The organism is Streptomyces sp. NBC_00122 (assembly GCF_045160845.1).
Taxonomy (GTDB): Bacteria; Actinomycetota; Actinomycetes; order Streptomycetales; family Streptomycetaceae; genus Streptomyces.
Map to the genome: position 1 here is coordinate 95,781 of NZ_CP108192.1, position 10,274 is coordinate 106,054.

The following is a 10,274-nucleotide window of genomic DNA, read 5'->3' on the forward strand; positions in this document are numbered from 1 at the left end:
TTTACGTCTGGTCGTGCGGGGGTCAGTTGACGGAGGTCAGCTGGCCGGCGAGCTTGTCGAGGACGACCCGGCCGATCTCGGCCGCCGGCTGCGGCTGGAGCAGGTGTCCGTGGTGCGCGTGCACCGGGTGGGTGGTGATGGTGCCGGCCACGTACGGCTCCCAGGCGGCGACGGAGTCCACCGTCTTGGCCGCCGGGTCGTCCGTGCCGGCCGTGGAGACGAAGAGCAGCAGCTCGCCGTCGAAGCGGCGCGGCCGGTAGGCGGCGCTGAGCACGTGGTTGTTGATGCCGACCTTCACGAAGGCCGAGATGTGGTGTTCCTCCAGGCTGCCGAGCGCGCTGTCCCGGCCCCGGATCAGCTCCATCGCCCGCTGGTGGTCCAGGGGCTGGGCGCGCAGCTCGGCGAGGTCGTATCCGACGAAGTCCAGGAGGGTCTCCAGGACGTCCCGCTCCGTGGGCAGGGTGTAGTCGTCGTCCTTCCAGGACTCGTCGTACGGGGTCTGGTCGAGGTTGGCCAGCAGGGCCACCCGCTCCCCCGCCTCGGTGAGCTGCGTGGCGATCTCGTGGGCGACGAGGCCGCCGAAGGACCAGCCGATGAGGTGGTAGGGGCCGGCGGGCTGGACCGAGCGGATCTGCTCGACGTAGTCCGCCGCCATCTCCGTGACACCGGTGGCGATCGGACCCTCACCGTTCAGACCGCGCGCCTGAAGGCCGTAGACGGGGTAATCGGCCGCGATGTGCGCCAGCAGGGTCGAATACGGCCAGCTGAGGCCGCCCGCGCCGTGGACGCAGAACAGGGGGGGCCGCTCGCCGCCCGTGCGCAGCGGCAGCAGCACCTCGAAGCCGTCGCCGTCCTGGCCCGTGCCGAGCTTGTCGATGAGCCGGGCGACGGTCGGGGTCTCGAAGATGCCGCGGTTGCTGAGCTTGACGCCGAGGACGGAGCGGATGCGGCTGACCAGCTGGATGGACGTGATGCTGTCGCCGCCCAGTTCGAAGAAGCTGTCGTCGATGCCGACCCGGTCGACCCCCAGCACCTGCGCGAACAGGCCGCAGAGGACCTCCTCCTGGGCCGAGCGCGGACCGCGGCCGCCGACCGCGGTGTCGGCGCCGGGTGCCGGGAGCTGCTTGCGGTCGAGCTTGCCGTTGACGGTGAGCGGGAGGGCGTCGAGGGAGACGAACGCGGCCGGGACCATGTAGTCGGGCAGGGCCGCGCCGATGTGGGCGCGCAGCGCGGCGGGGTCCGGGGTGGCGCCCTCGGCCGGGACCACGTAGGCCACCAGGCGCTTGATGCCCGGGCTGTCCTCGCGGACGATCACGGCGTTCTGCGCGACCGAGGGGTGCGTGGCCAGGGCCGTCTCGATCTCACCGAGCTCGATCCGGAAGCCGCGCACCTTGACCTGGTCGTCGGACCGGCCCAGGTACTCCAGTTCGCCGTCCCGCGTCCACCGCGCCACGTCACCGGTCCGGTACATCCGCGTGCCCGGCGCACCGTACGGGTCGGCAAGGAACCGCTCGGCCGTCAGGCCGGGGCGGCCCAGGTAGCCGCGTGCCAGGCCGGCGCCCGCGATGTACAGCTCGCCGGCCACGCCCGGGGCGACCGGGCGCAGGGCGGCGTCGAGCACGTAGGTGCGGGTGCCGGGGACGGGGGTGCCGATGGCCGGCACGCCGGAGCCGGCGGTGAGCGGCGTCGAGGTGGTGGCCATGACCGTGGACTCGGTCGGGCCGTAGGCGTTGACCATCCGCCGTCCCGGGGCCCAGCGGTCGACCAGCTCGGCGGACGTGGCGTCACCGCCCACGACGAGCGAACGCAAGTGCGCGTACTCGGCCGCCGGGACGCTGGCGAGCGCGGCCGGCGGGATCAGGGCGTGCGTGATCCGCTCGGCGGTCAGCACCTCGGCCAGCACCTCACCGGCCAGCGGACCCGTCGGCGGCACCACCAGCGCGGCACCCGCGGCGAAGATCATCACCAGCTCCAGCACCGAAGCGTCGAAACTCGGCGAAGCGAACTGCAGCACCCGGCTGTCGGCATCCACCGCGAACCGCTCGACCTCCGCCGCCGCGAAGCTCGCCAGACCCGCGTGGGAGACGACGACACCCTTCGGGCGACCCGTCGAACCCGAGGTGTAGATCACGTACGCCGGGTTCTGCGGCGCCACCGCGGTCTGCGGGCGGGAGACGGGCTCCTCCCCCGGCACCGGCAGTTCGCTCAGGACGAGCACCGGGCGAGCGTCGTCGAGCATGTACGAGACGCGCTCGGCCGGGTAGTCCGGGTCGACCGGAAGGTACGCGCCGCCCGCCTTCAGCACCGCCAGCTGCGCGATCACGATGTCCACCGAACGCGGCAGCACCAGCGCCACCACCTGCTCCGGCCCCACGCCCTGACCCGACAGCCAGTGCGCCAGCCGGTTCGCCCGCGCCTCCAGCTCCGCGTACGACAGCACGACGTCGCCCGAGACGACCGCCGGAGCGTCCGGCGTCGCGTCCACCGCGGCTTCGAACAGACCGTGGAACGTGACCGGCGCCGCCGCGTCCGCGGCACCCGCCCACTCCCCCAGCACCCGGCCGCGTTCGGCCCCGGTCAGGACCTGCAGCGCCCCGACCCGGACCTCCGGATCGGCCGCGACCGCGTCCAGGACCGCCACCAGACGCCCCGCCAGCGCCTGCGCCGTCACCCGGTCGAGCAGGTCGACCGCGTACTCGACGCTGCCTTCCAGACCCGACTGGGCCTCCGCCAGCTGGAAGGTCAGGTCGAACTTCGCCGCGTCGAAGCCGATCCGCTCCGGGGCGATGCCCAGGTCCCCGAGGTCCAAGGTGGCCTCGCCGGTGTTCTGGAAGGCGAGCATCACCTGGAAGAGCGGGTGGCGGGCCATGGACCGCTCGGGGTTGAGCACCTCCACCAGCCGCTCGAAGGGCACGTCCTGGTTCGCGTACGCCGCCAGGTCCGTCTCCCGGACCCGTCCCACCAGCTCACGGAAGGTCGGCTCGCCCGACACGTCCGTGCGCAGGACCAGGGTGTTGACGAAGAAGCCGACGAGGTCGTCGAGGGCCTCGTCGCCGCGGCCCGCGATCGGGGAGCCGATCGGGATGTCGGTCCCGCCGCCCAGGCGGTGCAGCAGGGTCGCCAGGGCCGCCTGGACCACCATGAACAGGCTCGTGCCCGTGGTGCGGGCCAGCTCGTCCAGGCGGGCGCGGGTGGCCTGGGAGACCAGGAAGGGGACGGTGTCACCGCGGTAGCTCATCCGGGCCGGGCGCGGGCGGTCCGCGGGCAGGCTCAGCTCCTCGGGCAGGCCGGCCAGGGCCTCGCGCCAATAGTCGACCTGCCGGGACAGCTCGCTCACCGGGTCGTCCTCGTCACCGAGGACCTCCCGCTGCCACAGCGTGTAGTCCGCGTACTGGACCGGCAGCGGCGCCCGGGACGGAGCCGAGCCCGCCGTGCGGGCGGCGTACGCTTCGCCGAGGTCGCGGGCCAGCGGGCCCATGGACCAGCCGTCGCCCGCGATGTGGTGCACGACGACCAGCAGGACGTGCGTGGTCGCGTCCACCGTGAACAGGTGGGCGCGCACGGGCAGGTCGGCGGCCAGGTCGAAGCCCCGGGAGACCTCGGCGGCCAGCGCCTCGGCGTCGTACGGCGCCTTCGCCAGGACCGGGCGGGCTTCCTCGGGCGGCAGGATCCGCTGGTGCGGGCGGCCGTCGGTGTCGGGGAAGACCGTGCGCAGGCTCTCGTGGCGGGCCACGACGTCGCCGAGTGCGGCTTCGAGGGCTCCCGCGTCGAGGGCGCCGGTGAGGCGGACGGCGAGCGGCATGTTGTAGGTCGCGCTGGGCCCCTCGAAGCGGTCGAGGAACCACAGCCGCCGCTGGGCGGGCGACAGCGGGATCTCGGCGGGGCGCTCCCGTACGGTCAGGGCGGCGCGGCCGGTTCCCTCCTCGCCGAGGCGCTCGGCGAGCGCGGCCACCGTCGGCGCCTCGAAGAGGGTGCGGACGGCGACCTCCGCGCCGAGACGGGAGCGGATGCGGCCGGTGACGCGGATCGCGAGGAGCGAGTGGCCGCCGAGGTCGAAGAAGCTGTCGTCGATGGAGACCTGCTCCAGGCCCAGGATCTCGGCGTAGATCTCGCACAGGGCCTTCTCCGGCGCGGTGCGCGGGGTGCGGCCCCCGGGGCCGGTGCGCGGTCCGGGCGCGGGCAGGGCCTTGCGGTCGAGCTTGCCGTTGACGGTCAGCGGCAGCTTGGGCAGGGCGACGTACGCGGTGGGGACCATGTAGTCGGGCAGCCGCTCGCCGAGGGCCTTGCGGAGCTGCTCGGACTCGGGGGCGGCGCCGCCCTGGGCCGCGACGAGGTAGGCGACGAGTTCCTGGATGCCGGGGCGGTCCTCGCGGACGACGACGGCGGCCTGGGCGACGCCGTGGTGGGTCTCCAGGGCGGACTCGATCTCGCCGAGCTCGATGCGGAAGCCGCGGATCTTCACCTGGTCGTCGGCTCGGCCGAGGCAGTCGATGCGGCCGTCGCGGGTCCAGCGGGCCCGGTCGCCGGTGCGGTACATGCGGGTGCCGCTCACGCCGTACGGGTCGGCCACGAAGCGCTCGGCGGTCATGCCCGGGCGGCGCAGGTAGCCGCGGGCCAGGCCGGCGCCGGCGAGGTACAGCTCGCCGGCGACGCCGGGCGGTACGGGGCGCAGGGCGGTGTCGAGGACGTAGGCGCGGTAGTTGTCGAGCGGGCGGCCGACCCGGACGCGGTCGCTGTCGGTGACGCGCTGGCCGAGGGCGTCGACGGTGGTCTCGGTGGGGCCGTACAGGTTGTACGCCACCAGGCCCGGGGTGCGGGCGAGTTCGCCGCGCAGGGCCTCGCCGAGCGCCTCGCCGCCGAGGCTGACCAGCAGCGGGCGGATGCTCTCGTCCGTGGTCAGACCCAGTTCGTGGAGCTGCTGGAAGTGGCCGGGGGTGGTGTCGAAGTGGTCGATGCCGCCGACCCGGCGGGCGTAGGCGAGCAGGGCGGCGGGGTCCTGACGGGCCTCGTCGTCCAGGATGTGCAGTTCGTGGCCGGCGAGCATCCACAGGAGCGGGTCGACGGCGGCGTCGAAGGAGAACGAGGCGGCGAGGGCGACTTTGAGGCGCCGCTCGTCGGCGGCGGCGATCACGTCGGCGTACAGCCGGCCGAAGTGGTCGTGGAAGAGGTTGACGACGCTGCGGTGCTGGACGGTGACGCCCTTGGGGCGGCCGGTGGAGCCGGAGGTGTAGATGACGTACGCGGCGTTGTCGGGGTGTCCGGCGCCCGGCGCCTCGTCGGGACCGAGGTCGTGGTCCGGCCAGGTGCGGTCGCGGTCGAGGGCGTACAGGTCGGCGACGGAGGCCAGTTCGGCGACGGGCCGGGCGTCCTCGAGGACGTACGCGATGCGCTCGGCCGGGTAGGCCGGGTCGACGGGCACGTACACGGCGCCGGCCTTCATGACGGCGAGCAGCGCCACGATGTGCTCGGCGGAGCGCGGCAGCCGTACGGCGACGGCCTGTTCGGGGCGGACGCCGTCCGCGACGAGCTGGCGGGCGAGGCGGTTGGCCCAGGCGTTGAGGGCGGCGTAGCTCAGGCGGACGTCGCGGAAGACCAGGGCGGTGGCGTCGGGCGTACGGGCGGCCTGCGCCTCGAAGAGCCGGTGCAGGGTGCCGGTGGGGTGTTCCCGGGTGGTGTCGTTCCAGGTCTCGAGGACCTGGTGGCGTTCCCCGGCGGTGAGGACGTCCACGGTGGACAGGGCCCGGTCGGGGGCGGCGACGAGGTCGGCGACCAGGCGGACCAGGCGGTCGGCGAGCGCCTGGGCGCTCTCGCGGTCGAACAGGTCGGTGGCGAACTCGATGCCGCCTTCGATGCCGTCGGGGGTGCCGTCGGCGGTGAAGCGTTCGGCGAGGACGACCGACAGGTCGAAGTTGGAGGTCTTCAGGCCCACGGGCCGCGCCGCGGTGCGGGCCCCGTCGAGGTCGAGCGCGGCCTCGGCGTTGTTCTGGAAGGACAGCATGACCTGGAACAGCGGGTGCCGGGCCAGGGAGCGTCCGGGGTTGAGGATCTCGACCAGTTGCTCGAAGGGGACGTCCTGGTGGGCGTACGCGGCGAGGTCGGACTCCCGTACCCGGGCGAGGAGTTCGCGGAAGGTGGGGTCGCCGGAGACGTCGGTGCGCAGCACCAGGGTGTTGACGAAGAAGCCGACGAGTTCGTCCAGCGCCTGGTCGGTGCGACCGGCGACCGGGGTGCCCAGGGGGATGTCCTCGCCGGCGCCGAGGCGGTGCAGCAGGGCGGCCAGCGCGGCCTGGGCGGCCATGAAGACGCTGGCGCCGGAGTCGCGGGCGAGGCCGGCGAGCGCCAGGTGGGTGGCGGCGTCGATGGTGAGGTCCACGGTGTCGCCGCGGTAGCTCGTCTCGGCGGGGCGGGGGCGGTCGGCGGGCAGCGCCAGCTCCTCGGGGAGGTCCGCGAGGGTGGTGCGCCAGAAGTCGATCTGGCGGGCGAGTTCGCTGCCGGCGGTGTGCTCGTCGCCGAGGACCTCCTCGCGCCACAGCGTGTAGTCGGCGTACTGGACGGGCAGCGGCTCCCGGTCGGGGGCCTGCCGGGCGCGGCGGGCGCGGTACGCCTCGCCGAGGTCGCGGGCCAGCGGCGCCATGGACCAGCCGTCGGCGGCGATGTGGTGGACGACGAGCAGCAGGACGTACTCGGTCCCCCCGAGCGCGAAGAGCCGGGCGCGCAGCGGGAGGTCCCGGGTGAGGTCGAACTCCTTGCCGGAGGCGGCGGCCAGGGCCCGGTCCAGCTCGTCGTCGGCGACGCCGATGACCGGCAGGGCGGGGACGGCGTCGGCGGGGTCGAGCACGTACTGGCGGGGGCGGCCGTCGGTGTCGGGGAAGACGGTGCGCAGCGCCTCGTGGCGGGCCACGACGTCGGCGAGCGCGGCGCGCAGGGCGGGGACGCTCAGCTCGCCGGAGATCCGCACGGCCATGGGCAGGTTGTAATTGCCTCCGGCGTCCTCGAAGCGGCCGAGGAACCACAGCCGCCGCTGGGCGGGCGAAAGCGGCACCGCCTCGGGGCGCGGCCTGGCGGTCAGGGCCTGGCGGGCACGGCCGGCGGCGGCGATCCGCGCGTCCAGTGCGACGACGGTGGGAGCCTCGAAGAGGGTGCGGACGGAGATCTCCGCGCCGAGGTCGGCCCGGATGCGGCTGACCAGGCGGGTGGCGAGCAGGGAGTGCCCGCCGAGGTCGAAGAAGCTGTCGTCGACGGAGACCTGCTCCAGGCCCAGCACCGCGGCGAACAGGTCGCACAGCCGGATCTCGCGGACGGTGCGCGGGGCGCGGCCGGCGGCCGCCGCACCGTCGGGGGCGGGCAGGGCGCGGCGGTCGAGCTTGCGGTTCGGGGTGAGCGGAAGCTCGGGCAGGGCGACGTAGGCGGAGGGCACCATGTAGTCGGGCAGGGTGCCGTCGAGGTGGGCCCGCAGTTCGTCGGCGGCGGGCACCGTACGGCCGTCGGCGGGGACCAGGTAGGCGGCGATGGTCTTGATGCCGGGGCGGTCCTCGCGGGCGATGACGGCGGCCTGCGCGATCTCGGGGTGGGTGGTGAGCGCGGCCTCGATCTCGCCGAGTTCGATGCGGAAGCCGCGGATCTTGACCTGGTGGTCGGAGCGGCCGAGGTAGTCGAGTTCGCCGTCGGCGGTCCAGCGGACCACGTCGCCGGTGCGGTACATGCGGGTGCCGGACGGGCCGTAGGGGTCGGCCACGAATCGCTCGGCGGTCAGGCCGGGGCGGCCCAGGTAGCCGCGGGCCAGGCCCGCGCCCGCGAGGTAGAGCTCGCCGGGGACGCCGGGCTGGACCGGGCGCAGCGCGCTGTCGAGCACGTAGGTGCGGGTGCCCCGGATGGGGCGGCCGATGGTGGGGCGGGCCGGCCAGTCGTCGGTGTCGGCGGGGAGCGTGGCGGCGGTGACCACGTGGGTCTCGGTGGGCCCGTAGTGGTTGTGCAGGACACGGCCGGTGCCGTGGTGGAAGTCGCGGATCCGCTTGCTCAGGACGAGGGCCTCGCCGGCCTGGGCGAGGTGGCGCAGCTCCGGGAGGTCCAGGCCCTGGCCGACGGCTTCCTCGCAGAGGGCGTCGATGACCAGGTTGGGCGCGTACACCTCGTTGATGCGCTGCGCGGCGAGCCAGTGGACGAAGGCGGCCGGGTCGCGGCGGGTGTCCTCGTCGGGGATGACCAGGGTGCGGCCCGAGAGGGTGGTGGAGAGGATCTCCTGGGCAGAGACGTCGAAGCTGATGGCGGTGAACTGGGCGGTGCGCACGCCCGGTCCGCCGGGGAGCTCCTCCTCGTGCCAGCCGATCAGGTTGGCGAGCGGCGCGCCGGGCATCGCGACGCCCTTGGGACGGCCGGTGGAGCCGGAGGTGTAGATGACGTACGCGGGGGTGAGCGGGGTCAGCGGCGCGGTGCGCTCGGCGTCGATGATCTCGCCGTCGGCCGAGGCCGCGAGTTCGGCGGCCGTGGCCTCGTCGTCCAGGAGCAGGAGCGGGGTGGCGGCGCCGTCGCCCGCCGCGGCCGCGATGCCCGGCCGGGTGGCCCGGTCGGTGACGACGAGGGCGGGCCGGGCATCGCCGAGCATGTGCACGATGCGGTCGGCCGGGTATCCGGCGTCGACGGGCAGGTAGGCGGCGCCGGACTTCAGTACGGCCCACAGGGCGACGACGAGGTCGACCGAGCGGGGCAGGGCCAGGGCGACGGTCCGCTCGGGGCCGGCGCCGCGGGCGATGAGCAGGCGGGCCAGGCGGTTGGCGCGGGCGTCGAGCTCGCGGTAGGTCAGCGCGGTGTCGGCGTACTCGACGGCGACGGCGTCGGGGTGGCGGTCGGCGGTCTGCCGGAAGAGTGCGGGCAGCGGGAGCAGCGGGCCCTCGTGGGCGGTGTCGTTCCAGGTGCCGAGGACGCGGTCGCGCTCGTCGCCGGTGAGCAGGTCGAGCCGGCCGACGGGGGTGTCCTCGGCGCCGGGCAGGGCGGCGAGCAGGCGCAGCACACGGGCGCCGACGGCCTCGGCGGCGGCGGTGTCGAGGAGGTCGGCGCGGTGGCTGAGTTCCAGGGCGAGGGTCTCGTCGGCGTTCACCAGCAGGCTCAACGGATAGTGGGTGCCCTCGTGGCTGCGGCCGTCGACCACGCCGAGGCCGCCGGCGGAGCGGCGCAGGCCCTCGGTGTCGACCGGGTAGTTCTCGAACACCAGGAGGGTGTCGAAGAGTTCGCCGTCGGCCGGGGTGAGGCGCTGGATGTCGCCCAGGCCCAGGAACTGGTGGTCCATCAGTGCCGCCTGCTGGTCCTGGAGGCGCTCCAGGAGGGCGCCGACCGGCTCGGCCGGGTCCAGGGCGACCCGGACCGGCAGGGTGTTGATGAACAGGCCGATCATGGACTCGACGCCGGGCAGCTGCGGGGGACGGCCGGAGACGGTGCCGCCGAACACGACGTCGTCGCGGCCGGTCAGCCGCCCCAGGACGACCGCCCAGGCGGCCTGCACGACGGTGTTGACGGTGATGCCGCGCCCGCGCGCCCAGCGGATCAGCTCCGCGGTCGCCGCGGCGGGCAGCTCCACGCGGGTCAGCGTGGGGGCGAGCGGTTCGCGGCCCGCGTCGGGGGCGGCGAGCAGGGTCGGCTCCTCCACGCCGTCCAGAGCACGGCGCCAGGCCTCCTCGGCGGCGGTGCGGTCCTGGGCGGCCACCCAGGCGAGGTAGTCGCGGTACGGAGTCACGGCGGGCAGCGCCCGCTCGTCTGAGCCGGACCGCACGAGCCCGTACAGCTCGAAGAGCTCCCCGATGAGCAGGGCCCGGGACCAGCCGTCGAGCAGGATGTGGTGGGCGGTGACGAGGAACTGGAAGCGGCCCCCGCCCAGCTCCACGAGGGTGAAGCGGATCAGCGGCGGGCGCGCCAGGTCGAAGCGGCGCGCGCGGTCGGCGGCGGCGATCTCCCCGGCCGCCGCGGCCCGCTCGTCGGCTGGTCGCCCGGTCAGGTCGGTGACGGTGAAGTCGAGGGCCACCTCGAAGGGGATGAGCTGGACCGGCTCGCCGTTCTTGCGGTGGCGGAACGAGGCCCGCAGCCCCGAGTGCCGGCGCAGCAGGGCGGCACAGGCCGAGCGCAGGTGCCCGACGTCGACCCCGCCCTCGATGTCGAGGACGAACTGCATGGTGTAGACGTCGGGGCCCTGCTCGTCGTACTGCGCGTGGAACAGCAGGCCCTGCTGGAGCGGGGAGAGCGGGAGGATGCCCTCCAGGCGCGGCTTCTGCTTGGTCATGTCGCTT

The 10,274-nt window shown here is 74.4% G+C and carries 1 protein-coding gene; it reads right to left on the minus strand.

Annotated features, from left to right (window positions below):
- Positions 1 to 22: 22 nt before the first annotated feature.
- Positions 23 to 10,267: an amino acid adenylation domain-containing protein gene (locus tag OG737_RS34480; RefSeq protein WP_331723493.1), complete on the minus strand. Its 10,245-nt coding sequence runs from the start codon at positions 10,265 to 10,267 to the stop codon at positions 23 to 25.
- Positions 10,268 to 10,274: the final 7 nt, after the last annotated feature.

Excerpts from the sequence above, each read along its gene's own strand:
- OG737_RS34480 (WP_331723493.1), bottom strand. The coding sequence starts at position 10,267 with ATGACCAAGCAGAAGCCGCGCCTGGAGGGCATCCTCCCGCTCTCCCCG.